The organism is Streptomyces sp. H27-H5 (genome assembly GCF_026627505.1).
In the GTDB taxonomy this organism is placed as follows: Bacteria; Actinomycetota; Actinomycetes; order Streptomycetales; family Streptomycetaceae; genus Streptomyces.
Genome location: NZ_JAPNLK010000029.1, coordinates 61,360 through 88,123 on the forward strand (window position 1 = coordinate 61,360; position 26,764 = coordinate 88,123).

Annotated in this window: 27 protein-coding genes; 12 read left to right on the forward strand and 15 right to left on the reverse strand. The window is 69.1% G+C overall.

What is annotated here, in order from left to right; all coding sequences use genetic code 11:
• Positions 1 to 25 precede the first annotated feature (25 nt).
• Both OTB19_RS16700 and OTB19_RS16705 read right to left on the reverse strand, forming a co-directional pair.
• Positions 26 to 1,108 carry an inositol-3-phosphate synthase gene (locus OTB19_RS16700; RefSeq protein WP_267799024.1) on the reverse strand — a complete coding sequence of 361 codons (1,083 nt, stop codon included), beginning with the start codon at positions 1,106 to 1,108 and terminating at the stop codon, positions 26 to 28.
• Positions 1,109 to 1,157: 49 nt separating this feature from the next.
• Positions 1,158 to 1,760: a PadR family transcriptional regulator gene (locus OTB19_RS16705; protein WP_267799025.1), complete on the reverse strand. Its 603-nt coding sequence runs from the start codon at positions 1,758 to 1,760 to the stop codon at positions 1,158 to 1,160.
• Positions 1,761 to 2,032: 272 nt separating this feature from the next.
• Here OTB19_RS16705 and OTB19_RS16710 point away from each other — a divergent pair, with 272 nt between their 5' ends.
• Together OTB19_RS16710 and OTB19_RS16715 are read left to right on the forward strand one after the other, a co-directional pair.
• A complete protein-coding gene (locus OTB19_RS16710; RefSeq protein ID WP_267799026.1) occupies positions 2,033 to 4,684 on the forward strand; it encodes a transglycosylase domain-containing protein in 2,652 nt (883 codons plus the stop codon).
• A gap of 88 nt (positions 4,685 to 4,772) precedes the next feature.
• Complete coding sequence (locus tag OTB19_RS16715; protein WP_267799027.1) at positions 4,773 to 6,233, forward strand: glycosyltransferase family 87 protein; 1,461 nt, start codon at positions 4,773 to 4,775, stop codon at positions 6,231 to 6,233.
• Between the two features lie 10 nt (positions 6,234 to 6,243).
• On the opposite strand, the gene OTB19_RS16720 is transcribed toward OTB19_RS16715, so the two are convergent.
• The 3 genes from OTB19_RS16720 to OTB19_RS16730 all read right to left on the reverse strand — a co-directional run bounded on the left by OTB19_RS16720 (position 6,244) and on the right by OTB19_RS16730 (position 8,912).
• Positions 6,244 to 7,275, reverse strand: a complete 1,032-nt coding sequence (locus tag OTB19_RS16720; protein ID WP_267799028.1) for an alanine racemase — start codon at positions 7,273 to 7,275, stop codon at positions 6,244 to 6,246.
• Between the two features lie 73 nt (positions 7,276 to 7,348).
• A complete protein-coding gene (locus OTB19_RS16725; protein WP_053683970.1) occupies positions 7,349 to 8,467 on the reverse strand; it encodes a lipid II:glycine glycyltransferase FemX in 1,119 nt (372 codons plus the stop codon).
• 130 nt (positions 8,468 to 8,597) lie between these two features.
• A complete protein-coding gene (locus tag OTB19_RS16730; protein WP_053683972.1) occupies positions 8,598 to 8,912 on the reverse strand; it encodes a hypothetical protein in 315 nt (104 codons plus the stop codon).
• 251 nt (positions 8,913 to 9,163) lie between these two features.
• On the opposite strand from OTB19_RS16730, the gene rpsF reads away from it, so the two are divergent.
• The 4 genes from rpsF (at position 9,164) to rplI (ending at position 10,870) form a co-directional block, all read left to right on the forward strand.
• On the forward strand, positions 9,164 to 9,454 hold the full coding sequence (rpsF, locus tag OTB19_RS16735; RefSeq protein WP_004950685.1) for a 30S ribosomal protein S6: 291 nt from the start codon (positions 9,164 to 9,166) through the stop codon (positions 9,452 to 9,454).
• Between the two features lie 71 nt (positions 9,455 to 9,525).
• Positions 9,526 to 10,125 carry a single-stranded DNA-binding protein gene (locus OTB19_RS16740; RefSeq protein WP_267799029.1) on the forward strand — a complete coding sequence of 200 codons (600 nt, stop codon included), beginning with the start codon at positions 9,526 to 9,528 and terminating at the stop codon, positions 10,123 to 10,125.
• 43 nt (positions 10,126 to 10,168) lie between these two features.
• Positions 10,169 to 10,405 carry a 30S ribosomal protein S18 gene (gene rpsR, locus OTB19_RS16745; RefSeq protein WP_003956534.1) on the forward strand — a complete coding sequence of 79 codons (237 nt, stop codon included), beginning with the start codon at positions 10,169 to 10,171 and terminating at the stop codon, positions 10,403 to 10,405.
• An 18-nt stretch (positions 10,406 to 10,423) separates the two neighbouring features.
• Complete coding sequence (gene rplI / locus OTB19_RS16750; RefSeq protein WP_053683975.1) at positions 10,424 to 10,870, forward strand: 50S ribosomal protein L9; 447 nt, start codon at positions 10,424 to 10,426, stop codon at positions 10,868 to 10,870.
• Positions 10,871 to 11,095: 225 nt separating this feature from the next.
• Here the strand turns inward: rplI and OTB19_RS16755 are convergent, their stop codons facing one another.
• A complete protein-coding gene (locus tag OTB19_RS16755) occupies positions 11,096 to 12,433 on the reverse strand; it encodes an MATE family efflux transporter (RefSeq protein WP_267799030.1) in 1,338 nt (445 codons plus the stop codon).
• A gap of 435 nt (positions 12,434 to 12,868) precedes the next feature.
• On the opposite strand from OTB19_RS16755, the gene dnaB reads away from it, so the two are divergent.
• Positions 12,869 to 14,350, forward strand: coding sequence for a replicative DNA helicase (dnaB, locus tag OTB19_RS16760; RefSeq protein WP_267799031.1), 1,482 nt, complete (start codon positions 12,869 to 12,871; stop codon positions 14,348 to 14,350).
• A gap of 78 nt (positions 14,351 to 14,428) precedes the next feature.
• Here dnaB and OTB19_RS16765 read toward each other — a convergent pair whose 3' ends face one another.
• Positions 14,429 to 15,214: a DUF6193 family natural product biosynthesis protein gene (locus tag OTB19_RS16765; RefSeq protein ID WP_267799032.1), complete on the reverse strand. Its 786-nt coding sequence runs from the start codon at positions 15,212 to 15,214 to the stop codon at positions 14,429 to 14,431.
• Between the two features lie 131 nt (positions 15,215 to 15,345).
• Between OTB19_RS16765 and OTB19_RS16770 the strand changes: the two genes are divergently transcribed.
• Together OTB19_RS16770 and OTB19_RS16775 are read left to right on the forward strand one after the other, a co-directional pair.
• Complete coding sequence (locus OTB19_RS16770) at positions 15,346 to 15,816, forward strand: DIP1984 family protein (protein ID WP_267799033.1); 471 nt, start codon at positions 15,346 to 15,348, stop codon at positions 15,814 to 15,816.
• 376 nt (positions 15,817 to 16,192) lie between these two features.
• Positions 16,193 to 17,575: a serine hydrolase domain-containing protein gene (locus tag OTB19_RS16775; RefSeq protein WP_267799034.1), complete on the forward strand. Its 1,383-nt coding sequence runs from the start codon at positions 16,193 to 16,195 to the stop codon at positions 17,573 to 17,575.
• Between the two features lie 11 nt (positions 17,576 to 17,586).
• On the opposite strand, the gene OTB19_RS16780 is transcribed toward OTB19_RS16775, so the two are convergent.
• From OTB19_RS16780 to OTB19_RS16790, 3 genes are all read right to left on the reverse strand, one after another.
• Positions 17,587 to 18,762, reverse strand: coding sequence for a winged helix DNA-binding domain-containing protein (locus tag OTB19_RS16780; RefSeq protein WP_267799035.1), 1,176 nt, complete (start codon positions 18,760 to 18,762; stop codon positions 17,587 to 17,589).
• 70 nt (positions 18,763 to 18,832) lie between these two features.
• A complete protein-coding gene (locus OTB19_RS16785; protein WP_267799036.1) occupies positions 18,833 to 19,297 on the reverse strand; it encodes a GNAT family N-acetyltransferase in 465 nt (154 codons plus the stop codon).
• Positions 19,298 to 19,314: 17 nt separating this feature from the next.
• Positions 19,315 to 20,211: a GNAT family N-acetyltransferase gene (locus OTB19_RS16790; RefSeq protein ID WP_267799037.1), complete on the reverse strand. Its 897-nt coding sequence runs from the start codon at positions 20,209 to 20,211 to the stop codon at positions 19,315 to 19,317.
• Between the two features lie 241 nt (positions 20,212 to 20,452).
• On the opposite strand from OTB19_RS16790, the gene OTB19_RS16795 reads away from it, so the two are divergent.
• Together OTB19_RS16795 and OTB19_RS16800 are read left to right on the forward strand one after the other, a co-directional pair.
• Positions 20,453 to 21,103: an HAD family hydrolase gene (locus tag OTB19_RS16795; RefSeq protein ID WP_267799038.1), complete on the forward strand. Its 651-nt coding sequence runs from the start codon at positions 20,453 to 20,455 to the stop codon at positions 21,101 to 21,103.
• 141 nt (positions 21,104 to 21,244) lie between these two features.
• On the forward strand, positions 21,245 to 22,432 hold the full coding sequence (locus OTB19_RS16800) for a globin domain-containing protein (RefSeq protein ID WP_420716848.1): 1,188 nt from the start codon (positions 21,245 to 21,247) through the stop codon (positions 22,430 to 22,432).
• Between the two features lie 33 nt (positions 22,433 to 22,465).
• Here OTB19_RS16800 and OTB19_RS16805 read toward each other — a convergent pair whose 3' ends face one another.
• The 5 genes from OTB19_RS16805 to OTB19_RS16825 all read right to left on the reverse strand — a co-directional run bounded on the left by OTB19_RS16805 (position 22,466) and on the right by OTB19_RS16825 (position 26,146).
• Complete coding sequence (locus OTB19_RS16805) at positions 22,466 to 22,945, reverse strand: NUDIX domain-containing protein (RefSeq protein ID WP_053683995.1); 480 nt, start codon at positions 22,943 to 22,945, stop codon at positions 22,466 to 22,468.
• 72 nt (positions 22,946 to 23,017) lie between these two features.
• Positions 23,018 to 23,923 (reverse strand): LysR family transcriptional regulator, encoded by a 906-nt coding sequence (locus OTB19_RS16810; protein WP_267799039.1) that lies wholly within the window; start codon positions 23,921 to 23,923, stop codon positions 23,018 to 23,020.
• A gap of 176 nt (positions 23,924 to 24,099) precedes the next feature.
• Positions 24,100 to 25,332, reverse strand: coding sequence for a cystathionine gamma-lyase (locus tag OTB19_RS16815; RefSeq protein WP_420716849.1), 1,233 nt, complete (start codon positions 25,330 to 25,332; stop codon positions 24,100 to 24,102).
• Positions 25,254 to 25,754, reverse strand: a complete 501-nt coding sequence (locus OTB19_RS16820; RefSeq protein ID WP_267799041.1) for a low molecular weight protein-tyrosine-phosphatase — start codon at positions 25,752 to 25,754, stop codon at positions 25,254 to 25,256. Before OTB19_RS16820 ends, OTB19_RS16815 begins: the two co-directional genes overlap by 79 nt.
• An 11-nt stretch (positions 25,755 to 25,765) precedes the next feature.
• The gene (locus OTB19_RS16825) at positions 25,766 to 26,146 is read right to left on the reverse strand and encodes a phage holin family protein (protein ID WP_267799042.1); all 381 of its coding nucleotides are present in this window, start codon (positions 26,144 to 26,146) and stop codon (positions 25,766 to 25,768) included.
• A gap of 87 nt (positions 26,147 to 26,233) precedes the next feature.
• On the opposite strand from OTB19_RS16825, the gene OTB19_RS16830 reads away from it, so the two are divergent.
• Positions 26,234 to 26,551: a cupin domain-containing protein gene (locus OTB19_RS16830; protein ID WP_267799043.1), complete on the forward strand. Its 318-nt coding sequence runs from the start codon at positions 26,234 to 26,236 to the stop codon at positions 26,549 to 26,551.
• Positions 26,552 to 26,764: the final 213 nt, after the last annotated feature.

Genomic DNA, 26,764 nt, shown 5'->3' on the forward strand with positions numbered 1-26,764 from the left:
GCGCCGCGCGGACGCGGTGAGCGGTTTAGCGCTCGACCTCGCCCTTGATGAACTTCTCGACGTTCGCGTAGGCCTCGTCGTCGAAGTACTGCACCGGCGGGGACTTCATGAAGTAGCTCGAAGCCGACAGGATCGGGCCACCGACGCCGCGGTCCTTGGCGATCTTCGCCGCGCGCAGGGCGTCGATGATGACACCGGCGGAGTTCGGGGAGTCCCACACTTCGAGCTTGTACTCGAGGTTCAGCGGAACATCGCCGAAGGCGCGGCCTTCGAGGCGGACGTAGGCCCACTTGCGGTCGTCGAGCCAGGCGACGTAGTCGGACGGGCCGATGTGGACGTTCTTCTCGCCCATGTCGCGGTCCGGGATCTGCGAGGTGACGGCCTGCGTCTTCGAGATCTTCTTCGACTCGAGGCGGTCACGCTCCAGCATGTTCTTGAAGTCCATGTTGCCGCCGACGTTGAGCTGCATGGTGCGCTCAAGACGGACACCGCGGTCCTCGAACAGCTTCGCCATCACGCGGTGCGTGATGGTGGCGCCGACCTGCGACTTGATGTCGTCGCCGACGATCGGGACACCGGCCTCGGTGAACTTGTCCGCCCACTCCTTGGTGCCGGCGATGAAGACCGGAAGAGCATTGACGAAGGCGACCTTGGCGTCGATGGCGCACTGCGCGTAGAACTTCGCCGCCTGCTCGGAGCCGACGGGCAGGTAGCAGATCAGGACGTCGACCTCGCGGTCCTTGAGGACCTGGACCACGTCGACCGGAGTCTCGGCGGACTCCTCGATCGTCAGGCGGTAGTACTTGCCCAGGCCGTCCAGGGTGTGGCCGCGCTGCACGGTCACGCCCGCGTTCGGGACGTCACAGATCTTGATGGTGTTGTTCTCGCTGGCGCCGATGGCGTCCGAGAGGTCGAGGCCGACCTTCTTCGCGTCGACGTCGAACGCGGCGACGAACTCGATGTCACTCACGTGGTAGTCGCCGAACTGGACGTGCATCAGACCGGGGACCTTGGCCGCCGGGTCGGCGTCCTTGTAGTACTCGACGCCCTGCACCAGCGAGGCGGCGCAGTTGCCTACGCCGACGATGGCTACGCGAACCGAACCCATTCCGGTTGCTCCCTGTTTGTTCTCGGACGAGGCCTGCGAGATGCAGGCCTCACTTTGCAGTTTCGTCGGACGGACCGGGTCGTCTCTGATCCCGTCCCGCCCGCTCGCTCTCGATGAGCTCGTTCAGCCAGCGCACTTCGCGCTCCACGGATTCCATGCCGTGGCGCTGCAGCTCAAGCGTGTAGTCGTCGAGCCGCTCCCGTGTACGGGCGAGCGAGGCGCGCATCTTCTCCAGACGCTCTTCCAGCCGGCTGCGGCGACCCTCCAGCACCCGCATGCGCACTTCTCGTTCGGTTTGACCGAAGAAGGTGAAGTGGGTAGCGAAGGACTCGTCCTCCCAGGTGTCCGGGCCGGTGTGGGAGAGGAGCTCTTCGAAGTGCTCCTTACCTGCTGCCGTCAACCGGTAGACGATCTTGGCGCGGCGCCCTGCGAGTGAAGCGGCGAGAGCGTCTTCCGGGGCGTTGCCCGGTTCTTCGATCAACCAGCCGTTGGCGACGAGCGTCTTGAGGCAGGGGTACAGGGTTCCGTAGCTGAACGCCCTGAACACCCCCAGCGAGGTGTTGAGCCGCTTGCGGAGCTCGTAGCCGTGCATGGGGGACTCGCGAAGCAGGCCGAGGACGGCGAATTCGAGGATGCCTGAGCGCCTGCTCATCCGCCTGCCTCTCCTCTGCCCCTGAGTTTATGTCGAGCTGATGTATCGACTCGATACATCCAGACGATAGAACGGGTGGCCCCCGGCGACAAGGGGTGACGTGGTGACCGGCGTCACATCACTAATTCGACGTACGCAAGTTGCCTGATTTGGGGTGAACTTCGGCACTGATTGGGTTTTGACCGTGCGTAGTCTGTGCGGCATGACACCGGGGGGAACCGGAATGCACCGCCGCTGCCAGGCCACTCGCCTGCCCGAGGAGTAGTCGTTCGATGAGCGAGCATCGCCGTAAACCGCCGCAGCAAGCCCAGGGCGGCGGTCGCGCCGCGTCCCGCCGGCCCGCGCAGCAGCGCCCTGGCCGCGGCGCCGGGGCGGGGCATGACGCCCGCGCGGCGTCTCCCAGCGCTTCGTACGCGGAGCAGTCCCCCTCCCGCAGCCGGGGCGAGGCCCGAAGAGCCGCCCAGAGAGGTTCGGCCGGGCGCGGTCGAGGTGACGGCCGGCCGGGCAGATCCGGAACCGGCGCGAACCCCCCGAACCGCCGGCTCGTCAACTACCCCCGGTCCGACAGGTACGGGTGGAAACGGTTCGTCCCGTCCTGGAAGCTCGTGAGCGGCACCACGCTGGGGTTCTTCGCGGTGATCATCGCGGGCGCCGGCATCGGTATCGCCATGGTGAGCACGCCGGACGCCAACAAGGCGGCCCAGGCGCAGAACAACGTCTTCTACTGGGCCGACGGCAGTCAGATGGTCGCGACCGGTGGTTCCATGAACCGCCAGATCGTGCAGATCGACGAGATCCCGCTCTCGATGCGCAACGCGGTCATCGCCGCGGAGAACGAGTCCTTCGAGACGGACAAGGGCGTCGACCCGATGGGCATCGCCCGGGCCGTGGTGAACATGGCCAAGGGCGGCTCCACCCAGGGCGGCTCGACCATCACGCAGCAGTACGTGAAGAACAACTTCCTGGACTCCGAGCAGACGCTCAAGCGGAAGGTGACCGAGCTCTTCATCTCGATAAGGCTCGGTCTCACCGCGCCGAAGGACGAGGTGCTCGCGGGCTACCTCAACACCGCCTACTACGGCCGCGACGCCTACGGCATCCAGGCCGCCTCACGCGCCTACTTCGGCAAGGACTGCAAGAACCTGACCCCCTCGGAGAGCGCCTTCCTGGCGTCCGTGCTCAAGGGGCCGAACCTGTACAACCCGGACGGCGGCCTCGGCACGGCGGCCACCCCCGAGCTCAACGAACAACGCGCCCGCCAGCGCTGGGCCTGGGTGCTCGACCGCGAGGTCGTCGTGGGTCGGATGGACCAGGCCGAGCGCGCCAAGTACACGGAGTTCCCCGCGCGCGTCGAGTCGGAGCAGGCGCGCGGATTGTCGGGCCAGACCGGCTACCTGGTCGAGACGGCCAAGCAGTACATGATGAGGAAGCTGCACATCAGCGCGGACAAGATGGCCCTGGGCGGCTACCAGATCCGCACCACCTTCGACAAGGCGAAGGTCGAGGCCCTGTCCAAGGCCGTCGACGAGACCCGCAAGGACTTCCTCGACGAGAAGCACCGGCCCAACACCGACACCCACGTCCAGTTCGGCGCCGCGTCGGTGGACCCGAAGTCCGGGGCGATCGTGGCCCTGTACGGCGGGCCGGGCATGGACAAGAAGCATTTCACCAACAACGCCGACACCCAGGGCGTCCCGGTCGGTTCGACCTGGAAGCCGTACGTGCTGGCGGCCGCGATGGAGTACGGGACCCAGAACTCCGACGGTGAGGGGATCTCGGTCGACAGCAAGTACAAGGCCGACGACCTCACCGTGATCAACAACCGTGCGGGCAAGCCCCTGCGCGGCAAGAATGGCGAGCCGTTCAAGCAGAAGAACGAGAGCACCACGCCTTACGGGTACGTGACCCTCAACAAGGCGATGGAAAGCTCCATCAACGTCCCGTTCGCCCAGCTCGTCTTCGACGTCGGCCACGACAAGGTCCGCGAGGTGGCCAAGTCCACCGGCATCCTCGAAGACTCGATGGATCCGAACGACAACGCCTCGTTCGCGCTGGGAACCTCGACCCCGAGCGCGATCCGGATGGCCGACTCGTACGCCACCTTCGCCGCTTCGGGCACGCATCACGAGCCGTTCTCCGTGACCAGCGTGAAGAAGGACGGCGTGGAGCTTCCCGGCTTCGAGGCTCCCAAGCCGCAGCGGGCCATGGACAATGCCATCGCGGACAACATCACCAAGGTCCTGGAGAACGTCGTCCAGAACGGCACCGCGATCAAGGCCAAGAAGCTGGAGCGGCCCGCCGCCGGCAAGACCGGAACCACCGACAAGAACAAGTCGGCCTGGTTCGTCGGCTACACCCCGGAACTGTCCACGGCCGTCACCTTGTTCCGCAGCGACCCCAACGCCAAGGGGCAGGCGCTGCAGTCCATGAACGGCGTCGGAGGCATCGACTCCATCCACGGTGGTGACATCCCGACCGTGATCTGGACCGAGTACATGCGCGCGGCCCTCAAGGGGGTGCCGATCAAGCAGTTCCCGGAGCCCGACGAGATCGGCGTGATCGCCCACGCCTCCGGGGCGCCGACTCCCACGCCTCCGGCGCCCTCCCCCTCGGCCTCCCCCTCGCCCTCGCCCTCCCCGTCGAGCTCCCCGCCCAAGGTGTCGCCGTCCCCCTCCAAGAGCGACGACAAGCCGACCTGCCGTCCCTGGCAGGTGTGTGAGGGGGACCCCGACGGCGGCACCACCAACGGCAACGACATCGGTGGCCTGATCGGCGGCGGGAACGGCGGCGACAACGGAGGTGGCGCGGGAGCCGGCGGGGCATCCGACGGCGGGGCAGGCGGAGACCCGTCCCCGTCCACCACGGGCAGGCCGGGCCGTCCGGGCGGCGGCAGCTGGGGCACCACCACCGGTGTCGGCGGCTGACCGGTCCGCCACCACTGCTCGACGAGGGCCGTCGCACACCGTGCGGCGGCCCTCGTCCGTGCCCGGCCCGGTACGGCAGGATGAGCGCATGACGAAGGTGCACGAGGACCGGCCCGTACTGCCCACCCAGCAGGACGAGGTCGCCGCGGCCGGCAGCGAGCTCATCGGCGGCCCGCTGGGCCGCCATGCCCGGTTGGGCGGCCACTGGCTGACCCCGGTACGGGTGGTGGTCCTCGTGGCCCTCGGGATGTTCGCGCTGGGCATGGCGCAGAAACTGCCCTGCTACGAGTGGGCGTGGTTCCGGGGGGCCGGCTCGCAGTACACGCACGCCTGCTACTCCGACATCCCGCACCTGTACGTCGTACGCGGCTTCTCCGACGGTCTCGTCCCCTACTGGGACCGGCTCACCGGTGACATGGAGTACCTGGAGTACCCGGTGCTGACCGGGCTCTTCATGCAGGTGGCCTCCTGGCTGACGCCCGGCAGCGGCTCCATGCAGCATCGCGAACAGATGTACTGGATGGTCAACGCGGGCATGCTGATGGTCTGCGCCGCGATCATCGCCGTGTGCGTCGCCCGCACCCACCGCCGCCGGCCGTGGGACGCGCTGCTGCTGGCCCTGGCGCCCGCCTTCGCGCTCACGGCGACGATCAACTGGGATCTGCTCGCCCTCGCCCTGACCGCCGTTGCGATGCTCATGTGGTCCCGCGGGCGGACGGTGCTCTTCGGTGTCTTCATCGGTCTGGCCACCGCGGCCAAGCTCTACCCGGTGCTGTTGCTCGGGGTGCTCTTCGTGCTCTGCCTGCGTGCCGGGAAATGGCGCGCGTTCGCCGGTGCCTTCCTCGGCACGGTCGGCGCCTGGCTCGTGGTGAACCTGCCCGTCATGATCTTCGCTTGGGACGGGTGGACGAAGTTCTACACGTTCAGCCAGGAGCGGCCCATCGACTTCGGCTCGGTCTGGCTGCTGATCTCCCAGCGCTCCGGGAACCCCCTGGAGGACGCCAACACCTACGCCACGGGTCTGACCCTGCTGCTCTGCGGCGGGATCGCGCTCCTCACCCTGACGGCCCCCCGACGCCCCCGCTTCGCCCAGCTGGCGTTCCTCGTCGTCGCCGCCTTCATCCTGGCCAACAAGGTCTACTCGCCGCAGTACGTCCTGTGGCTCGTCCCGCTCGCCGCCCTGGCCCGGCCGCGCTGGCGCGACTTCCTGATCTGGCAGGCCGGCGAGGTCGTCTACTTCCTCGGGATCTGGTTCTACCTCGCCTACACCTCCAGCGGGGACAAGCACCAGGGCCTGCCCGTGGAGGGCTACCAGGTGGCGATCGCCGCCCACCTGCTGGCGACGCTCTACCTCTGCGCCGTGGTCGTACGGGACATCCTGCTGCCCGAGCGCGACGTCGTGCGCCGCGACGGATCGGACGATCCCTCGGGAGGCGTCCTGGACAGGGCCGAGGACGTGTTCGTGCTGTCGGACGCGGCGAGGGCGCCGCACAAGGCGACGCCCTCGGAGGGACAGCGGGTCGACTGGGGTCAGAACCCCGGTCATTGACCGGAACGGATCAGGCGTCCAACACCCGGTCGAACTGCGTGGTGGTGTGCCGCAGGTGCGCCACCAGTTCGTCGCCCACCTTCGGCTCGGTCGCGTCCGAGGGCACGAACAGGATCGACACCTGCATGTGCGGCGGCTCGGCGAACCAGCGCTGCTTGCCCGCCCACACGAACGGGGACAGGTTGCGGTTCACGGTGGCCAGACCCGCGCGCGCGACGCCCTTGGCACGCGGCATCACCCCGTGCAGGGCCTTGGGGGCCTCCAGACCCACTCCGTGCGACGTACCGCCGGCGACGACGACCAACCAGCCGTCGGACGCGGCCTTCTGCTGCCGGTAGCCGAACCGCTCGCCCTTGGCCACGCGGGTGACGTCGAGGACGGCGCCGCGGTACTCGGTCGCCTCGTGGTCGCCCAGCCACAGTCGGGTGCCGATGCGGGCCCGGAAACGGGTCTGCGGGAACTGCTGCTGGAGCCGCGTCAGCTCCTCGGCCTTGAGGTGGCTGACGAACATGGTGTGCAGCGGCAGCCGGGCCGCGCGCAGCCGATCCATCCACCCGATGACCTCCTCGACGGCGTCCGAGCCGTCGGGGCGGTCCAGCGGCAGGTGCAGGGCGAAGCCCTCCAGGCGGACGTCCTCGATGGCGGAGTGGAGCTGGCCCAGGTCCTGCTCCGAGACTCCGTGGCGGCGCATCGAGCTCATGCACTCGATGACCACGCGGGCGCCGACCAGACCGCGGACCCCGTCCACGGAGGACACCGAGCGGATCACCCGGTCCGGCAGCGGCACCGGCTCCTCGCCGCGCCGGAACGGGGTGAGGACGAGCAGGTCACCGCCGAACCAGTCCTTGATGTTCGCGGCCTCGTAGGTCGTCCCGACGGCGAGGATGTCGGCGCCCATCCGGGTCGCCTCCTCGCAGAGCCGCTCGTGGCCGAAGCCGTAGCCGTTGCCCTTGCAGACCGGGATCAACCCGGGGAACCGGTCAGCGACCTGCTTCTGGTGCGCACGCCAGCGCGCGGTGTCGACGTAGAGCGTGAGCGCCATGCCCGTCCGGAGCCTCTCTGGAAAGCCGCTTGGTACAGCGGTGCTGTGTATGGGGGTGGGGCGAAAGTGCGGGTCAGCGGCGGGACATGTAGATGTCGAGCGCCTTGTGCAGCACCTTGTTGAGCGGGAAGTCCCACTCGCCGACGTACTCGACGGCCTCGCCGCCCGTGCCGACCTTGAACTGGATCAGACCGAACAGGTGGTCGTTCTCGTCCAGCGTGTCACTGATGCCGCGCAGGTCATAGACGCTCGCGCCGAGCGCGTACGAATCGCGGAGCATGCGCCACTGCATCGCGTTCGAGGGCCGCACCTCGCGCTTGTGGTTGGCGGACGCCCCGTACGAGTACCAGACGTGCTGGCCGACGGTGATCATCGTGGCCGCGGCCAAGGGCTCGCCCTCGTGCGTCGCGATGTACAGCCGCATCCGGTTGGGGTCCTCGGAGTTGAGGGCCGTCCACTGGCGCTGGAAGTAGCTGAGCGGACGCGGGCGGAACTTGTCGCGCTCGGCCGTGATCTCGTACAGGTGCTGCCAGGTCGGCAGGTCGTCGTAGCCGCCCTGGACCACCTCGACGCCGGCCTTCTCGGCCTTCTTGATGTTGCGGCGCCACAGCTGGTTGAAGCCCTTGAGGACGTCGTCCAGCGAGCGGTTGGCCAGCGGTACCTGGAAGACGTAGCGGGGCTGGACGTCGCCGAATCCGGCGCCGCCGTCCTCGGCCTGCTGCCAGCCCATGCGGCGCAGCTTGTCGGACACCTCGAAGGCGCGGGGCTCGATCACCGAGGCCTCCACGTCACGCAGGCGCTTGACGTCGGGGTCCTGGATGCCCGCCTTGATGGCCGCCGAGTTCCAGCGACGGATGACGACGGGCGGACCCATCTTCACGGTGAAGGCGCCCTGCTGCTTGAGGTGGCTCAGCATCGGCTGGAGCCACTCCTCCAGATTCGGGGCGTACCAGTTGATGACCGGGCCCTCGGGGAGGTAGGCGAGGTACCGCTTCACCTTGGGCAGTTGGCGGTACAACACGAGTGCGGCACCGACGAGTTCGCCGGATCCGTCGAACCAACCGAGGTTCTCGGAGCGCCACTCGTTCTTCACGTCGGCCCACGCCGGGACCTGGCAGTGGCTAGCGGAGGGCAGGCTCTGGAGGAAACCCAGATGCTGCTCTCGGCTGATGGTCCTCAGGGACAGGCTCATGCGGGGTGCTCCTCCGGCGGCTTCGCTGGCTATGGCGCGAAGCCTACTGCGACGGGGGCACCACCCTTCTGGGGGACGGGCCGGGCACCGGCCGCCGACGGCCGGTGCCCTTGTGGCGGAGGTAACCCGATCAGCTCAGCCAGCCGCCGAAGAGACCGCCGTGCGCCATGCCGAGGTAGAAGCCGATGGCCGAGGCGCCAAGCCCGATGATCAGCGCGAAGCGCTCGCGTGTCGTCACCGAGATGAACTGTCCGTAGGCGCCCGTGAGGATCCCGACCAGCCCGGTCCACGAGCTGAGCAGGTGCAGATTGTCGAAGAAGCCCGTGACGAACGCCACGGCGCCGAGGATCAGGGTGGCCGCCAGCAGGGTGTCCTGCAGCGGATGGGGCTTGCCGTCGGTCGCGAAGAGCGAGATGGCGGACTGGGGCCGCGTTGCCTGTGCCATCGGAAGGCACCTCCTGGCTGAAGCAGAGCGGTGCTGCGGGGCCTCCTCCGGCGGAGCCGGGGGCATAGCACCGAGCACACCCGATGCATACAGAGTGTGGCCCTCTCCCGCCGGATTTCAACCGGAAGGAGTCGAGCAGGTAGTCTGTACGGTCTGCGCGGTGTCTGCTCTGTGGATGCCGTGCGTACGCATCACGACCCTCCTGCCACGGAACGACCGTGGCCGCTGAGTCCAAAGGAGGTGGGTTCCACATGCGTCACTACGAAGTGATGGTCATCCTCGACCCCGATCTCGAGGAGCGCGCTGTCTCCCCGCTGATCGAGAACTTCCTCTCCGTCGTCCGTGAGGGCAACGGAAAGGTCGAGAAGGTCGACACCTGGGGCCGTCGTCGTCTCGCTTACGAGATCAAGAAGAAGCCCGAGGGCATCTACTCGGTCATCGACCTTCAGGCCGAGCCTGCGGTCGTCAAGGAGCTTGACCGACAGATGAACCTGAACGAGTCGGTTCTCCGGACCAAGGTCCTTCGCCCCGAGACCCACTGAACTTCGGTCAGCGGTAATCGGGACCGAGTAGCACAGCAGCCCAGCAGCAATCCCCGCCGAGAGGTTCATCCATGGCAGGCGAGACCGTCATCACGGTCGTCGGCAATCTCGTCGACGACCCCGAGCTGCGCTTCACCCCCTCGGGTGCGGCGGTCGCGAAGTTCCGTGTCGCGTCCACTCCCCGCATCTTCGACAAGCAGACCAATGAGTGGAAGGACGGCGAAGGCCTGTTCCTGACCTGCTCGGTCTGGCGTCAGGCGGCGGAGAACGTCGCCGAGTCCCTTCAGCGGGGCATGCGCGTCATCGTGCAGGGCCGGCTGAAGCAGCGGTCGTACGAGGACCGTGAGGGTGTCAAGCGCACGGTCTACGAGCTGGACGTCGAGGAAGTCGGCCCCAGCCTGAAGAGCGCCACGGCCAAGGTCAACAAGACCAGCGGTCGCGGTGGCCAGGGTGGATACGGCGGCGGCGGTCAGCAGCAGGGTGGCGGCGGTGGCAACTGGGGCGGAGCCCCCAGTGGCGGCGCGCCGCAGGGCGGCGGAGCTCCCTCCGACGACCCGTGGTCGTCCAGCGCGCCGGCCGGTGGCCAGGCGCAGCAGGGCGGCGGCGGGGGCGGTTGGGGCGGAAGCTCCGGCGGCTCCGGCGGTGGCTACTCGGACGAGCCGCCCTTCTAGGGCAGCTCGAACCCCCACTTCTTGATCACACAGGAGAGACACAATGGCGAAGCCGCCTGTGCGCAAGCCTAAGAAGAAGGTCTGCGCGTTCTGCAAGGACAAGACCGTGTACGTGGACTACAAGGACACGAACATGCTGCGGAAGTTCATTTCCGACCGCGGCAAGATCCGTGCCCGCCGCGTCACCGGCAACTGCACGCAGCACCAGCGTGACGTCGCCACGGCCGTCAAGAACAGCCGTGAGATGGCGCTGCTGCCCTACACGTCCACCGCGCGATAAGGAAAGGGTGACCGAACAATGAAGATCATCCTGACCCACGAGGTCAATGGCCTCGGTGCCGCAGGTGACGTCGTTGACGTCAAGGACGGCTACGCTCGCAACTACCTGATCCCGCGTCGCTTCGCGATCCGCTGGACCAAGGGTGGCGAGCAGGACGTGGCGCAGATTCGCCGCGCCCGCAAGATCCACGAGATCGCGACCATCGAGCAGGCCAACGAGATCAAGGCCAAGCTCGAAGGCGTGAAGGTCCGTCTGGCCACCCGCTCGGGTGACGCCGGCCGTCTCTTCGGTTCCGTCACGCAGTCCGACATCGCCACGGCGATCGAGGCTTCGGGTGGCCCGAAGGTCGACAAGCGCCGCGTCGAGCTGGGCTCGCCGATCAAGACCCTCGGTTCGTACCAGGTCTCCGTGCGTCTGCACACCGAGGTCCTCGCGAACGTGGGCGTCGAGGTCGTCGCCGCCTAAGTGCTGCGCATGAAGGGCCGCACCCCCTTGGGGGTGCGGCCCTTCATCGTTTCCGGACGTCCACTGTGGCCAATGGCCGGGCGTGGCGGGGGACGAGCGGCGCGATGTTTCACGTGAAACGCGGTGTTTCACGGTTTCACGTGAAACAAGCGAAGCGGTGCGTGCTGATGTTTCACGTGAAACACCGTCCATCGGTGGACCCTGATGGACTCGGCGGCCGGTGGCTCAGCGAGTGGCCCCGGCGACCAGCCAGCGGCCCGAGCGGGCGCGGAGCTGGAGCGTCACCATGCGGACCAGCATCATCAGGGCCATGGCCCACCAGAGGGCCGTCAGGCCTCCTCCGAGGGCCGGGACGAGGAGAGCGGCCGGGGCGAACACGGCGAGGGTCAGCAGCATGGCCCAGGCCAGGTAGCGGCTGTCTCCGGCCCCCATCAGGACTCCGTCCAGGACGAACACGATGCCCGACACCGGCTGGGAGAGCGCCACGACCAGGAGCGCGGGCATCAGGGCGGACTCGACCGCCGTGTCACCGGTGAACAGGGGGATGAAGACCGGGCGGGCCACGGCGACCAGCAGTCCCAGGACGATGCCCGCGACGATCCCCCACTGGACCATCCGCCGGCAGACCGCCTTGGCACCCTCGGTGTCCCCGGCTCCCAGGTAGCGGCCGATGATCGCCTGACCGGCGATCGCGATGGCGTCCAGGGCGAAGGCGAGCAGGCTCCAGAGGGAGAGCAGGATCTGGTGGGCGGCGACGTCGGCGTCGCCGAGCCGCGCGGCCACGGCGGTGGCGATCATCAGGACCGCACGCAGCGACAGCGTGCGGACCAGCAGCGGTACACCTGCCTGCGCGCAGGCTCGGATCCCCGCCGGGTCGGGGCGCAGGGAGGCGCCGTGCCGACGGGCTCCCCGCACCACCACGACCAGGTAGGCGGCGGCCATGGCGCACTGGGCGATGACCGTGCCCCAGGCGGAGCCGGCGATGCCGAAACCGGCCCCGTAGACGAGAGCGACGTTCAGGACGCCGTTGAGCGTGAACCCGCCGATGGCGACGTACAGCGGGGTGCGGGTGTCCTGGAGGCCGCGGATGACACCGGTGGCGGCCAGCACCATGAGCATCGCGGGAATGCCGAGGGCGGAGATCCGCAGGTAGGTGATCGCGTACGGGGCCGCGTTGTCGGAGGCTCCCAGGAGGGAGACCAGCCAGGGGGCCGCAGGCAGGACGACGGCGACGACGGCGGCGCCCAGCAGCAGCGCGAGCCAGATGCCGTCCATGCCCTGGCGGATCGCCGCCGGGAGATCCCCCGCGCCCACCCGGCGGGCGACCGCCGCGGTGGTGGCGTAGGCGAGGAAGACGAAGACGCTCACGGCGGTGGTGAGCAGGGCGGCGGCGACGCCCAGACCGGCCAGCTGAGGTGTGCCGAGGTGTCCCACGATGGCGCTGTCGGCCATCAGGAAGAGGGGTTCGGCGACGAGGGCTCCGAACGCGGGGACTGCCAAGGCGAGGATCTCGCGGTCGTGTCGTCTCGGCGCAGCCTTCGGCGCTGTGGAGGCCTGTGTCATGTGCTCAATCTAATCTTCCACAGGTAATGGATGCAAGGGTCTTTGGATCCTTACCGAAGCGCTGACTTGGGTGTTCTTCCCACCCCATTGGGGGCGATCTTGAGACAGTGGCGAAGAAATTTCTTCCCCACGGCTAGATCGGCAAGAAATCGCAGCTCAGAGTGGGTGTGGGGGGTGGTCGGGTGATTTTGTCCACAGCGTCGTCCCCCGGTCCGTACACAGCTTGGAGGCAGTTACCCACAGCATTGGCGCCGTCGTCCACATCTCATCCACACACCCTGTGGATAACAAGATTGGCTGAGGTCGCTCGCGGCCCTACCGTGGTGCGTTGCCCCGACGTGCCGACAGCCGATTCGGGTACCCCAAATGTCAGAGCCGTGTCGTAGAAAGAGTGACACGGCGAGGTCCGCGCAGCGGACGGGAGGAGGCGGCCCGGTGAGCATGCCCGAGCCCATGGACGACCCCTGGGCCGACAGCGGTCCAGGTGACCGTCTGCCCGCCCGCTCGCGCCGTAAGGGAGAGGGTCGCGGCCGCGGGGACGACCAGCAGGACCAGAGCCGCGAGGGAGGCTCCTGGGACGGTGGGGGCGGCGGCTTCGAGCGCGTTCCGCCGCAGGACCTCGACGCCGAGCAGTCGGTGCTTGGAGGCATGCTGCTCTCGAAGGACGCCATCGCCGACGTGGTCGAGGTCATCAAGGGCCACGATTTCTACCGGCCGTCCCACGAGACCATCTACCAGGCCATCCTCGACCTGTACGCGAAGGGCGAACCGGCCGACCCGATCACGGTCGGCGCGGAGCTGACCCGGCGCGGCGAGATCAGCAAGGTCGGCGGCGCCTCGTACCTGCACACGCTGGTCCAGTCCGTGCCGACGGCGGCCAACGCCGAGTACTACGCCGAGATCGTCCACGAGAGAGCCGTTCTGCGGCGCCTCGTCGCGGCCGGCACGAAGATCACGCAGATGGGATACGCGGCCGACGGCGATGTGGACGAGATCGTCAACAGCGCCCAGGCCGAGATCTACGCTGTCACCGAGCAGCGCACCTCCGAGGACTACCTGCCGCTCGGCGACATCATGGAAGGCGCCCTCGACGAGATCGAGGCGATCGGTTCGCGCAGCGGCCAGATGTCGGGAGTTCCGACCGGCTTCACCGACCTGGATTCGCTGACCAACGGCCTGCACCCCGGCCAGATGATCGTCATCGCGGCCCGACCCGCCATGGGCAAGTCGACGCTCGCGCTGGACTTCGCCCGCGCCTGCTCCATCAAGAGCAACCTGCCGAGCGTCATCTTCTCCCTCGAAATGGGCCGCAACGAGATCGCGATGCGCCTGCTCTCGGCCGAGGCCCGCGTGGCGCTGCACCACATGCGCTCGGGCACGATGACCGACGACGACTGGACGCGGCTGGCCCGCCGCATGCCGGACGTGTCCGCCGCGCCGCTGTACATCGACGACTCCCCCAACCTGTCGATGATGGAGATCCGGGCGAAGTGTCGCCGGCTCAAGCAGCGCGCCGACCTGTCGCTCGTGGTCATCGACTACCTCCAGCTGATGCAATCGGGTGGCTCGCGCCGCCCCGAGAGCCGTCAGCAGGAGGTCTCGGACATGTCCCGAAACCTGAAGCTGCTGGCCAAGGAGCTCGAGGTGCCGGTCATCGCGCTCTCCCAGCTGAACCGTGGTCCCGAGCAGCGCACCGACAAGAAGCCGATGGTCTCCGACCTGCGTGAATCGGGCTCGATCGAGCAGGACGCGGACATGGTGATCCTGCTCCACCGCGAGGACGCGTACGAGAAGGAGTCTCCCCGTGCCGGCGAGGCGGACCTGATCGTGGCGAAGCACCGTAACGGCCCCACCGCCACCATCACCGTGGCCTTCCAGGGTCACTACTCGCGCTTCGTGGACATGGCCAACACGTGATCCGCAGGGGTGCGGCGGGCTCGTCCCCGCCGTTCCCCCGGCGTCCCAGCGGACACCTGTCGCCGGTGTCGTCTGCCGTCACCGATCCCCGGATGTGCCGGCGACCGCAGGTCCGCAGCCGGCCGGCAGGCCGGAGACCACCAGGGCGACGGCTGCCTCCGGGGTGTGGGCCTCGCCGATCACGCTCCGGCGGGACGGCGCGTACACCCGGTACCGGCCGTCGCTCAGGGGATCGACGTGCGGTACGTCCCGTGAGTACGGAATCCCGACGCACGTCGTGAAGTGCAGGGACCGGTGGCTGGTGAACGGATAGAGCCGGCGCAACTTCGGTTCGGCGTAAGCGGCCTCGGCGATCCTCAGGGTCGATCGCGCGTAGTAGAACAGGTCTTCCTTTCGCCGCAGACCTTCCAGGAGCAGGCGCCACCCGACGGCGACGGCGTCGGCGGGGCCGCGTTCGTGTGCCCGTGCCAGTTCGGTGACCGTGACGAACGGGGCCGCCTCGTGGATCTCCCCGAGCGTCGCGCCGTTTCGCCAACCCTCCAGGGCCAAGGCCATCTCCGCGAGGTCCGGGGTCGAGCCCGAGATCAGTCGAACTCCCCTGCACCACCCACTGAGGATGAACTGTCGCTCCGCGGAACCCAGCGTGACCCAGCACGTCTCCCGGCCGACGACCTCGCTCGCGACGCCCGCGGATCGCAACGGATCCGATTCCTTCACCAGGACCGGACCCCAGGGGAGCGCCAGCTCGGCGGCCACCGCCTCCAGCGCTGCGGCGAGGCCGCCGGCGGACATCAGGTCCGGATACGGATCGGGCTCCATGGGCGACGGCTCGCGGCAGCTCGGGTCGGCAGAGTTCGAAGTCACCGCCCGAGTCTCCCGCCGATGCCGAGAGGTTCGCCGTCACTTGGGAATATCCACCCGGGAAAATTCCAGATGGGTATGAACCGGGGCAACGTATGATCGCCCGAACTCGTGAACGATGGGAGGTGCGGACGGTGAAGCTCGGAGAGGCACTGGCGGAACGCGCTGAGGCCACGCGTCGCGTGGAGCAGTTGCGCGCGCGGGTCGTCGGCAACGCGCGGTACCAGGAGGGCGAGACGCCCGCCGAGGACGCGGCGCGGCTGCTGGCCGAGACCGGCGAGGTACTGGACGCCCTCGAAGCGCTGATCCGGCGGATCAACCGGACCAACGCGGCAGCGGACATGGGACCTGACGGAACGATCACCGACGCGCTCGCGCGCCGGGACGTCCTGCGGCTGCGGCACTCGGTGGTCAACGCCGCGGCGGACGCGGCGGCGGGCACGGGCGAACGGGGATACGGCCGCCAGCTCCGTTCCGAGCTGATGATGCTCTCCGCGCTCCCGGTCGCCGAACTGCGCGGCCGGGCGGACGCCCTGGCCCGGGACATTCGCGAGCTGGACGTGCGGATCCAGCGGGCGAACTGGGCGGTCGACCTGCTGGACTGAGCGGGTCCGGCGAGTGAGGGCGATGTGGAGCAGGTAGTCGCTTCGGAGGCGTGCACACACCGAGGGCCGGCGGTTTTCCGGCCCACGCCTGGCGCGTGGAGAGCAACGCGGGGGTTCGACTCCCCATCGACGGCGCAGCTCAGCACCGCGTACAGGTAATGGTGCACATCGCACGGCACATCACCACGTGCAGATCCGAAGCGGTGAGGGCGGGTTCGGGGTTTTCCACATCGTGGCGGTCGGTCGTGCGGTCGGTCCTTGCGGTCGGCCGCACGAGCGCCGCGTGACCTACCGGGCGGAAGGTGTGTCGGCCGGTGGAGCGGGAGCACGGGAAATGACGCGCACGCGGGGCGCATGGCCTGAGAGCCTGAGGATCATGGACACTTTTTCCAAAGACCTGGAACTGCTTGCCGCCACCCGACGCGCGCTGAGGCACCGGATCGCCGTCGCCCAGCGCGACGGGCGCGCCCCCTCGGTCGTGGCGGCCGTCGCTCGGGGTGGTGAGGTGGTCTGGGAGGGGTCTCGTACGAGTGTCGAGGGCCATGGCCCCGATGGGGACGTGCAGTACCGGATCGGTTCGATCACCAAGACGTTCACCGCCGTGCTGGTGATGCGGCTGCGGGACGAGGGTCTGCTGAGCCTCGGGGATCCGGTGGAGAAGTACCTGCCGGGGACGGGTGTCGGCGAGGTGACGGTGCGGCAACTGTTGGCACACACCGCGGGGTTGGCCGCCGAGACACCGGGTGAGTGGTGGGAGCGGACTCCGGCCGCCCTGCGCCCTGGGCTCTCCGACGTCCTGGGAGAGCGGCCCCTGCTCCACGAGCCCGGCACCCGGTTCCACTACTCGAACCCGGGCTACACGCTGCTGGGATCCCTGGTGGAGGCCCTGCGGGGGATGTCGTGGGAGGAGGCGCTCCGGGCCGAGGTGTTGGAGCCGCTCGGGCTGGACCGTACGACGGCGGCGCCGAAGGCTCCGCACGCGGGGGGCTGGGCGGTCCATCCGTGGGCGGACGTGATGATGCCCGAACCGTCGGAGGACCTGGGTCTGATGGTCTCGGCGGGCCAACTCTGGTCCACGACGCGGGACCTGGCCAGGTTCGCGATGTTCCTCGTGCGGGGTGACGAGCGGGTGCTGAGCAGCGAGTCGCTGCGGGAGATGCGTACATCGGCCGCCCCGACGGAGGGTGTCGCCGAGCCCGGTTACGGGTTCGGACTCCAGCTGATGGACGGCTCCGGGCGCAGACTCGTGGGGCACGGGGGGTCGCTGCCCGGCTTCGTCGCGGGGCTGTGGTTGAGCGAGACGGACGACGTGGCGGCGGTGGTGCTGGCCAACTGCACGTCGGGCCTGTCGGCGACGACGGTGGCCGTGGACCTGGTGGCGATCGTGGCGGAGGCGGAGCCCCGGTTCCCGGAGCCGTGGCGGCCCTTCCGCGAGGCCGATCCGGTGGCGCTGGACCTCTGCGGCCCCTGGTACTGGGGTACCTCGGCCCAGGTGGTCCGGTTGACCGCCGACGGAATCCTGGAGTTGGCACCGGTCGGGACGACGGGTCGTACCGCTCGCTTCCGCGCCGAGTCGGACGGGAGCTGGACGGGCCTCAACGGCTATTACGCGGGGGAGACGCTCCGGGCGGTACGTGGGGCGGACGGTTCCGTGAGCCATCTCGACCTGGGCTCCTTCGTGTTCACGCGGGAGCCGTACGACGCCCAGGCTCCGGTGCCCGGCGGGGTGGACCCGCAGGGTTGGCGAGGCATCGGCTGAGCACCCCGGACCTATGCCACCAGCTCTCGTTCCAGTGGAGTGCGGAAGCGGGGGGTGATGCGCGCGTCGCCGATCCATTCCGAGAGGCGGGCGGCCTCGGTGGTGACCGCCTCACCGGCCGCGCGGCCGGGATCGCCCAGCAGCCGCCAGACGATCTCGCCGTCGGGTCGCTGGGCCCAACCGCCGATGATCTCGCCGTTCCACCAGACGGTGGGGCCGATGTTGCCCGCGTAGTCGAACAGGACGCTCCGGTGGGCGGGATCGAGGTGGAAGCCGCGGTCGGCCCAGCCCATGGCACTCGGGTCCAGCCCGGGCAACAGCGCTGCCCAGGGCTCGACGGCCGGCTCGGGTCCGAGGTCACCGGGGCTGACGAGGGCGCCGGTGCCGTCGTCGAGGCGGACGTGGTCGGGGCCGACGACGACCAGGGCCTTGCGTACGTCGGTGAGGGTCCAGCCGGTCCACCACTTGAGGTCGGTTTCGGTGGCCGGCCCGTACGCGTGCAACCAGCGGCGGGCGATCTCGGCGCGCGCCTCGGCGGCCGGCACGGCCGGCCACAGGTCGGTGTGGACCCAGCGGTACTGGCCGGAGGTCCAGGAGCCGCGCGGGCGGTCACGGCGGATCCGGCCGTCCGCGGCCAGGAGCCTGATGACGCGGGTGGCGACACCGGTCTCGGTCTCGTACTTCTTGCCCCGGCCCACGGTGATCTTCTGCCGCAGAGCGGGCACGGCCGCGGAGAGTTGGCTGCCGGTGGAGGGGCCGAGCCGATCGAGGGCGTCGAGCGCGGCCATCTCGACGCGGGCGAGCCAGTCCGCGTCGAGACCCTGGCCGTCCTCGTCGAGGTGCTTGAGGAAGGTGCGGCGCTCCTTGGCGGCGATCCCCCGGGCCGTGGACGCGTCCACGTAAGGGGCCAGCTCGGCGGAGACGGCGAAGAGCGTGTTGCGCATGCTCAGCAGCCGTACGAGGCTCACGTCCTCGTACAGCGCCTGCTCGACGGCCGCGGCACCCACCCCGGTGAGGCGGGCGCGGGCCGACAGGAACACGGTCGCGGCGTCGGTGGCGTGCAGGGCCACGACGGCGTCCGCGGCTTCGTGCACGCGGGTGGCGCGGGCCGAGGGAGCCAGCCGGTGCCGACGGCCGAGCCGGTGGCGGCGCTCGGCGGTGGTGACGAGGGGGAGGCTGGGGCTCATCCTCCCGATCGTAGGCCGGACCGCCGCGGACGGCCCGGCCATTCGGTGCGGTCCGGTCCGGTCCGGTCCGTCAGAGTTGGAGCTTGAATCCGACGTGGGAAGCGGTGAACCCGAGCCGCTCGTAGAAGCGGTGGGCGTCGACCCGCGTCACGTCCGAGGTGAGCTGGACCAACTGGCAGTTGTCCAGACGGGACTGCTCGATCGCCCACTCGATGAAACGGGTGCCCAGACCGCTGCCGCGTTCGTCGGCGTGGACGCGCACGCCTTCGATGATGGAGCGCGAGGCTCCCTTGCGGGAGAGTCCCGGGACGATGGTGAGCTGGAGCGTGCCCACGACCCGGTCCTCGCGTACGGCGACCACCAACCGCTGGTTGAGGTCGCCGTCGATGTGCTTGAGGGCCGCGATGTACGGGGCGAGATCGTCCGGGGACTCACGGGTCGCCCCCAGCGGGTCATCGGCGAGCATGGCGACGATGGCAGGCAGGTCGGCCTCGGTGGCCGCCCTGATGGTGAGTTCGGCGGGGGTGTCGGTCATGTGTGGTGGTTCCTTCCTCAGCCCGCGGCGACGGTGAGCGGTGCCCAGCGCCGGGCCCAGTCACCGGGGAGACCGGGGATGTCGCGGGTCATGACGGCGTTGAAGGCGATCGAGGCGAGTCCGCGGTCCTTCAGCCAGGCGAGGAGCTCGTTGTGGCGAACGTCGACATCGGTGCGCAGGGGGCGTTCGGTGGTGGCGGCCAGCGCTGTCACGAGCGACTGGGCCACGAGGGTGTCCCGGGCGATCAACGGGCCGATGACATGGGTCTCCATGTTGGGCCAGAGGGCCGCGTAGCCGATGAGTTCGCCGGAGCCGTCCTCGGCGACGAGCAGTCGATCCGCGAAAGCGGGCAGCCGCGTGATCATGTGCATGCGATCGGTGCCGAACACCTCGCTGTCCAGCCCGATGATCCGCCCGATGTCCTCGGCGGTGGCGGGCCTGATCGAGGTCTTTCCGGCGCCGGAACCCCTGGCCGTCGGCGGCTCCGCACGGAAGGTGCCCGTCAACATCTCGGCGCGGCCCGTGGTGTCGAAACCGAGCTCCTCGTAGAGCGGTCGGCCGTAGGGGGTGGCGTGGAGGGTGAGCGCGATGCCCTGGAGAACGTGGTCGCAGACGTGCGTCATGAGGCGGCGGCCGATGCCCTGACGTGCGTACCGGTCGGCCACGAGGACCATGCCGATGGCGGCGAGGTCCGGTGCGGCCGAGGTACCGCCGTATCGGGTGACCACGCAGGCCGCGGCGAGGCCGCGCCCGTCGGGGGCGTCGATGCCGTAGCCGTCCCCGGCGGCAAGGAGCAGCCCCCATTTGTGCTCCTCGCGGGGCCAGCCGCGGTCCTCGGAGAGGTCGGCGCAGCGACGGAGATCGTCCATGGCCAGCGCGCGGATCGGCAGGTCGGTGAGCTGTGGTGGTGTCACCCGACCAGACTGGATCATGAGTCGGTGGGGAGTCCAGAGGATTCCGGGAATCGGCTCACGTGAGGACGCGGAGCGCGGGAGCGGGCGCCGGCGAGCGGTGCCGTCCGGGCCGGGCGCGGATGTTTCACGTGAAACGGCTCGATGTTTCACGTGAAACGTGGCGCGATTCCGGCGACGACGGAGTTCGTTTCACGTGAAACACGGTGTTTCACGTGAAACACACCGGCTAGCCTCGACCGCTATGAAGCTTCTCCACCTTTTCGATCTCGACGGAACCCTGATGTACGGGTCGGCCGCGCCGGTGGAGATCTCCCGGCAACTCGGCGTGAGCGAGGAGATCGCCGAGCTTGAGCGAGCGTTCGCCGCGCGTGAGATCGGACCGCACGAGTTTTCCGTCGCCGCCCACGCGCTGTGGTCGGGATTGACGTCCGAGCACGTCAGGGCCGCCTTCGACGGTTCGCCGTGGTTGGCGGGGATCCGGGAGGTCTGGCAGGAGATCCGGGAGCGCGGGGACCACTGCGCGGTGATCTCCCTGTCACCGTCCTTCTTCGTGGAACTGCTGCTGGAGTGGGGCGCGGACGCCGCGCACGGCTCGCTCTATCCGGAGGTGCCGTTCACCCGGCCCCTGGATGTGGCGGGGATCCTGACGCCCGAGCTGAAGGTCGATGTCGCGGACCGACTGTGCGCCCGGTTCGGGGTGACCCGGAGTGACTGCGTGGCCTACGGGGATTCCTTGACCGACGCGGTGCTTTTCGAGGCGGTGCCGAGGTCCGTGGCGGTCAATGCCAGGCCGTATCTGGCGGAACGCGCGACGTACGTCTATGAGGGTCGGGATCTCCGCGAGGCTTACCAGCTTCTGGGGTCGCCGCGCCCGGGAGTTCAGGCATCTTAAGGGGAAAGGGGGTTCGAGACTCGGAATTTCCCCATTCCCGCGCAGTGCTCTTGGGTGGCCGGCACGCTGTGAAGCCCGGAACCACGGATTCGAGGCCGTGGCGTGTGCAGACCTACCGAGATTCTCGAAGCGAGGCACCGCATGGACGCTCCGTCCACCAGATCGGCAAGACGGCGGACGGGCCGGATACCGTCCGGGGAAGGTGAGGTCGAGCCGTCCCCCGATGCCGTGCTCATCCGCCGGACCCTGGCGGAGATCGCGCCCGTCGCCGACCGAGTGACTTCGTACTTCTACGCCCTCGTGTTCACCGGGCACCCCGAGGTGCGGGGCATGTTCCCCGTGGCCATGGACACCCAACGCGACCGCCTGCTGAAAGCCCTGCTGACCGCCGCCGAGCACATTGACGACCCGGATGTGCTCGGCCCGTATCTGCGCCGCCTGGGCACCGGCCACCGCAAGTACGGCACGATGGCGGGCCACTATCCCGTGGTGGGCGAGGCGCTGTTGGGTGCCCTGGCCCGCTACGCCGAGCTGACGTGGGGGCCGGAGACCGAGGCTGCGTGGGTGCGGGCGTACACGGCGATCTCCCAGATCATGATCGACGCGGCGTCCGAGGACGAGATCAAGGCACCGGCCTGGTGGCACGCGGAAGTGGTCTCCCACGACCTGCGCACCTCGGACATCGCGGTGCTGACCGTCCGGCCCGACCAGCCGTATCCGTTCGTCGCCGGGCAGTACACGAGCCTGGAGACCCCGTGGTGGCCCCGGGTGTGGCGGCACTACTCCTTCGCCTCCGCCCCGCGCGCGGACGGCTTGCTGTCCTTCCACGTCAAGGCCGTCTCGGCGGGTTGGGTCTCCAACGCCCTGGTACGGCACGCCCGGCCGGGCGACGTGCTGCGCCTGGGCCCTCCGGCCGGTTCGATGGTGGTGGACCACACGACCGACAACGGGATGCTGTGCCTGGGCGGCGGTACGGGGATCGCCCCGATCAAGGCACTGATCGAGGACGTGGCCGAACACGGGGAACGACGCCCGATGGAGGTCTTCTTCGGTGCGCGCAGTGATCACGACCTGTACGACAAGGACACCCTGCTCGGACTGCAGCGCTCGCACCCCTGGCTGTCGGTGCGTCCCGTGATCGGCGGCGGGCTGGACGGACAACTGCCGCAGGCGGTCGGAGAGCACGGGCCGTGGAGTTCGTACGACGCGTTCATCTCGGGCCCGCCCGCGATGATCCGCAGTGGTGTGGACGCGCTCAAGCGGATCGGGATTCCCGGGGAGCGGATCCGCTACGACGCCGTGGAGGAGCTGGCGGGCGTCGGGGGCTGAGACCGCGGGACGCCTGCCGGCTCGTCGAGGGGCTCAGCCCAGGTCGGCGGCGTGCATGGCGCGCACGCCTTCGATGTTGCCGTCGAGGTAGTGGCGCAGGGACAGCGGGACGAGATGCACGGCGGCGATGCCGACCCGGCTGAACGGCACGCGGACGATCTCGTATTCACCTTCGGGCTCGTCGATCTCGGGGCCGTGGCGTTGGTCCGGGTCCATGGATTCGAGGTGGCAGACGAAGAAGTGCTGCACCTTCACGCCGGTGACGCCACCATCGGCAATGTGCTCGACGGTGTCGACGAAGCAGGGGACCACATCGGTGATCTTCGCACCGAGTTCTTCGTGGACCTCGCGATGGAGGGCGTCGACGACGGTGGCGTCCGAGGACTCCACTCCACCGCCTGGGGTGAGCCAGTACGGGTCGACGCCGGGCCTGGTGCGCTTGATGAGGATCAGGTCGTCACCGTCGAGCAGGATCGCGCGGGCGGTGCGTTTGACCACGGGGCGTTCGGTCATGGGAGAAGAGTGGCCCAGACTTCCGCTTCTGAAACGCGGGCCCGGGAAACGGACGGTTCCGGGCGGAGCGGCTCACCAGTCCGCGGCCGAGTGCAGGAGCTGGTCGTGGGCCCGGGCGAGATGGGCGAGGGCCAGGCTCCCGGTGCGTACGACGAGGAACCAGGTGCGCAGGGGTGGCACGGCGGGCTCCAGCAGCGAGACGATCCGACGGCTGTCGAGGGCGTCCTGGCACAGGTAGCGGGGCAGGACGGCGAGTCCCGCGCCGGCGCGGACGCACTCCAGCACCGCCCTCAGGTCGGGTGCGATCACGGTGGCGGCGGTGTCGGGCAGGCTGTCGAACACGGCGGCCCAGTAGCGGGTGACGAGGGGCAGGCTCTCGTGGACCTCGACCACGGGGATGCCGTCGAGGGCGGCGCTCGCGCCGGCCCCCTTCTCGCGCAGCGGTTCCGGATCGACGAGTGCGGCCCAGTAGGGAGCCGCGACCAGGACCTGTTCCTCGTCGCAGAGGGCGGTGGCGGTGAACAGGGAGCCGCGCGGCCGAGCTGTCGTGACGATGAGGTCGTGCTGTCCTGAGGCCAGGCCGTCGAGGTTCTCCTCGGCGTCGGGGTTCAGGGCGGTGCGCAGGGTCTGACCCTGACCGACCAGCGGTGTGAGGGCGGGGAGCACGCGCAGGCTCAGGAACTCGGGAGGCCCGGCGACGTGCAGCGTGCGTAAGCCCCCGGTTGCCTCCCGTTCGGTCTCGGCGATCCGGAGCAGCGCGTCCAGGTGCGGGGCGGCTTTGTGCGCGAGTTCGTCCCCGACGGCCGTGGGGGTGACTCCCCGGGCGCGGCGGTGGAACAGCGGTCGCCCCAGTTGGCGTTCGAGGGTGCGTATCTGTGAGGTGACGGCCGGCTGGGACAGCCCGAGGAGCGTGGCGGCGCGGGTGAACGAGCCCGCTCGGTGCACGGCGACGAAGGTACGCAGCAGGGCCAGGTCCATGAGGGCCCCTCTCGGTGGGGGCCTTCAACTATAAATATCCCGATAGGCCCCTGTCGTTACCGTGATTGGACTCTGACAGACAGTCAACTAGCCTTGTCGACGTGGTTCTTCGCACATGGAACCCGAGGCGGTCCGAGCCACCAGGGGGGAGGCTCGGACCGCCTTCTCCTTGCCGTTCAGTGGCCCTGACCGGCGGAGTCGAGGGCCCGCAACACATCGGCGACCAGGTCCTCGGTGTCCTCGGCCCCGGCGGAGAAGCGGATGAACCCCTCCGGCACGGCGTCGCCGCCCCACCGTCCACGCCGCTCGGCCGTGGACCGTACTCCCCCGAAACTCGTGGCGTCCTCGACCAGTCGCAGGGCGGCCATGAAGCGTTCCGCCCGTTCGCGGTCCGCCAAGGTGAAGGAGACCACCGAGCCGAAGCCCTGCATCTGTCGGGCCGCCGTCTTGTGCGACGGGTCCGAGGGGAGGCCCGGGTAGCGCAGTCCGCTCACGTCGCCGCGGTCGGCGAGCGCTTCGGCGACGGCCAGGGCGTTGGCCCACTGACGCTGGGCGCGCAACTGGATGGTGGCGAGGGACCGGTGGGCGAGCCAGGCCTCCATGGGACCGGGGATCGCACCGACGATCTTGCGCCAGCGGCGGACGGCCGCCGCGAGATCGGGGTCGAGGCACACCACGTAGCCCAGGAGGAGATCGCCGTGGCCGGTGAGTCCCTTGGTGCCGCTGGCGACGGAGAAGTCCGCGCCGAGTTCCAGGGGCCGCTGCCCGAGCGGCGTGGCGAGGGTGTTGTCGACGGCGACCAGGGTTCCGCCGGCGTGCGCGGCGGCCACGAGGTGCTGTACGTCACACACGTCGAGTCCCGGGTTGGAGGGGGTCTCGATCCACAGCAGCCGGGCCCCCTCGAGCTCGGCCAGCTGGGCTTCGTTTGCGGTCGGGGCGGTGCGCACGTGGATTCCGTACGCCTCCAACTGCTCGCGGAGCAGCGGCAGGGCCTGGTAGCCGTCGTCGGGAAGGACGACGGTGTCGCCGGTGCGTGCCTGGGAGAGCAGGACGGCGGAGATCGCGGCCATGCCGGAGGCGAAGACGATCGTCTCGACACCGCTGCGGCCGGGCGCCTCCAGTTCCCCAATGGCCCTCTCCAGCAGGGTCCAGGTGGGGTTGGTGTCGCGGCCGTAGGTGTACGGGCCTTCGACGTCGCCGGGCAGGTGGAAGTGCGCGGCGAACACCGGCCCGGGCAGGGTCGGCTCGTTCTTGACGGGTTCGGGCAGGCCGGCGCGGACGGCCCGGGTGCCGTCGCCGTACCCGTCGGTTCCGGGGGTGTGCGGATCGTTCACGGGCTGGGCTCCTTTACCGCCGCGCGTACGGCGTTCAGCAGGCCGGGGCTCGCGGCCTCGACCAGTTCCAGGCATTCCTCGAAACCGTCGAGAGAGCCGTAATAGGGGTCCGGTACGTCCGGTCCGTCGTCCCGCACGGCGCGGGCATCGGGGTCGTGGGAACGCAGCAGCCGCACCTTGGCGGCGTCCTCGGGGGTGGGGGCGAGCGCCCGCAGCTCCCGCAGGTGACCGGCGTCGAGTGCGATGACGAGGTCGAGTCGCTCGAACCACGAGGCCTGGAACTGTCGGGCCCGGTGGTCCAGCGCGTACCCGGCGGCCTCCAGCACCGATATGGCGCGCGGGTCGGCGCCGTCGCCCTCGTGCCACCCGCCGGTGCCGGCGCTGTCCACCGCGATCCGGTGGGCGAGCCCCGCTTCGGCGACGTGGGCGCGGAAAACGGCCTCGGCCATGGGAGAGCGGCAGATGTTGCCCGTGCAGACGAAGCACACGCGGTACATGGGCCGTCCGTTCAGTTCTTGTCGGGCAGGGCCAGGTTCACGGCCCAGGAGACGATGGAGATGATCAGACCACCCACGAGGGCGGTCCAGAAGCCGTCGACGTGGAAGCTGAGGTCGAACTGCTTGGCAAGCCAGGAGGTCAGCAGCAACATCAAGGCGTTCACGACGAGGGTGAAGAGGCCGAGGGTGAGGACGAACAAGGGGAGTGAGAGCAACTTCACCACGGGCTTGACGATGAAGTTGACCAGGCCGAAGACCAGGGCGACCAGGATCAGGGTGATCGCGCGTCGGCCCGTGCTGCTGCCGTCGTCGAGTGTGATGCCGGCCAGCAACCAGATGGCGACGGCCAGGGCCGCCGCGTTCGCGAGCGTCTTGATTACGAAATTCGTCATGTGCCCGATCGTTGCAGAGAAGATCCTGGCGGGACATCGGCAGATCAGCGGATCCCGCGGCACCACGGAGCAAGGGGTAGAGGAACGATGAAGGTCTTCCGGCTGGATGAACTCGAATCGGAGCGGGCCGCCAACGACGGCGCCTATCTCCAGTTCCTGCGGGAGCGGAACATGTCGGTCGGTCTGTACGCGCTGGACGCGGGGCAGAGCGACCCGCAGCAGCCGCACCGGCAGGACGAGGTGTACTACGTGGTGAGCGGCCGGGCCTCGATCACGGTCGGGGAGGAGACGGAGACGGTGGCCAACGGCAGCGTCGTCTACGTGCCGGCCGGAGTGCCGCACAGGTTCCACCACATCACCGAGCCGCTCAAGGTGTTGGTGGTGTTCTCCCCGCCGGAGGGCTGAAGGCGAGGGTCGGGCCCCTGATCCCCCTAGGGGTCGGATCAGGGGGTTCCGGGGGCTCGCGGGGCCCCGTTCGAAGTCGTGGCCTCCTAGTGCAGCGCGTCGCAGGTCCTTTGCCGGTTGGGCGTGGCTGGATTGGTGACGCTGTGTGAGCGCGCAGGCATCCTGCGGGAAGCGGTCCTCGGACGACCCGGCTTCGGTCCGGCACACGGTGGG

What these genes read in the sequence shown, in the direction of transcription:
- OTB19_RS16700 (WP_267799024.1), bottom strand. Translation starts at nt 1,108, where the DNA reads ATGGGTTCGGTTCGCGTAGCCATCGTCGGCGTAGGCAACTGCGCCGCC.
- OTB19_RS16710 (WP_267799026.1), top strand. Translation starts at nt 2,033, where the DNA reads ATGAGCGAGCATCGCCGTAAACCGCCGCAGCAAGCCCAGGGCGGCGGT.
- OTB19_RS16720 (WP_267799028.1), bottom strand. Translation starts at nt 7,275, where the DNA reads ATGGCGCTCACGCTCTACGTCGACACCGCGCGCTGGCGTGCGCACCAG.
- OTB19_RS16800 (WP_420716848.1), top strand. Translation starts at nt 21,245, where the DNA reads ATGGACGCTCCGTCCACCAGATCGGCAAGACGGCGGACGGGCCGGATA.
- OTB19_RS16775 (WP_267799034.1), top strand. Translation starts at nt 16,193, where the DNA reads ATGGACACTTTTTCCAAAGACCTGGAACTGCTTGCCGCCACCCGACGC.
- OTB19_RS16730 (WP_053683972.1), bottom strand. Translation starts at nt 8,912, where the DNA reads ATGGCACAGGCAACGCGGCCCCAGTCCGCCATCTCGCTCTTCGCGACC.
- OTB19_RS16795 (WP_267799038.1), top strand. Translation starts at nt 20,453, where the DNA reads ATGAAGCTTCTCCACCTTTTCGATCTCGACGGAACCCTGATGTACGGG.
- rplI (WP_053683975.1), top strand. Translation starts at nt 10,424, where the DNA reads ATGAAGATCATCCTGACCCACGAGGTCAATGGCCTCGGTGCCGCAGGT.
- OTB19_RS16805 (WP_053683995.1), bottom strand. Translation starts at nt 22,945, where the DNA reads ATGACCGAACGCCCCGTGGTCAAACGCACCGCCCGCGCGATCCTGCTC.
- OTB19_RS16785 (WP_267799036.1), bottom strand. Translation starts at nt 19,297, where the DNA reads ATGACCGACACCCCCGCCGAACTCACCATCAGGGCGGCCACCGAGGCC.
- OTB19_RS16755 (WP_267799030.1), bottom strand. Translation starts at nt 12,433, where the DNA reads ATGACACAGGCCTCCACAGCGCCGAAGGCTGCGCCGAGACGACACGAC.
- OTB19_RS16715 (WP_267799027.1), top strand. Translation starts at nt 4,773, where the DNA reads ATGACGAAGGTGCACGAGGACCGGCCCGTACTGCCCACCCAGCAGGAC.
- OTB19_RS16725 (WP_053683970.1), bottom strand. Translation starts at nt 8,467, where the DNA reads ATGAGCCTGTCCCTGAGGACCATCAGCCGAGAGCAGCATCTGGGTTTC.
- OTB19_RS16815 (WP_420716849.1), bottom strand. Translation starts at nt 25,332, where the DNA reads ATGCCTGGAACTGGTCGAGGCCGCGAGCCCCGGCCTGCTGAACGCCGT.
- OTB19_RS16825 (WP_267799042.1), bottom strand. Translation starts at nt 26,146, where the DNA reads ATGACGAATTTCGTAATCAAGACGCTCGCGAACGCGGCGGCCCTGGCC.
- OTB19_RS16705 (WP_267799025.1), bottom strand. Translation starts at nt 1,760, where the DNA reads ATGAGCAGGCGCTCAGGCATCCTCGAATTCGCCGTCCTCGGCCTGCTT.
- rpsF (WP_004950685.1), top strand. Translation starts at nt 9,164, where the DNA reads ATGCGTCACTACGAAGTGATGGTCATCCTCGACCCCGATCTCGAGGAG.
- OTB19_RS16820 (WP_267799041.1), bottom strand. Translation starts at nt 25,754, where the DNA reads ATGTACCGCGTGTGCTTCGTCTGCACGGGCAACATCTGCCGCTCTCCC.
- OTB19_RS16740 (WP_267799029.1), top strand. Translation starts at nt 9,526, where the DNA reads ATGGCAGGCGAGACCGTCATCACGGTCGTCGGCAATCTCGTCGACGAC.
- OTB19_RS16830 (WP_267799043.1), top strand. Translation starts at nt 26,234, where the DNA reads ATGAAGGTCTTCCGGCTGGATGAACTCGAATCGGAGCGGGCCGCCAAC.
- OTB19_RS16780 (WP_267799035.1), bottom strand. Translation starts at nt 18,762, where the DNA reads ATGAGCCCCAGCCTCCCCCTCGTCACCACCGCCGAGCGCCGCCACCGG.
- rpsR (WP_003956534.1), top strand. Translation starts at nt 10,169, where the DNA reads ATGGCGAAGCCGCCTGTGCGCAAGCCTAAGAAGAAGGTCTGCGCGTTC.
- OTB19_RS16810 (WP_267799039.1), bottom strand. Translation starts at nt 23,923, where the DNA reads ATGGACCTGGCCCTGCTGCGTACCTTCGTCGCCGTGCACCGAGCGGGC.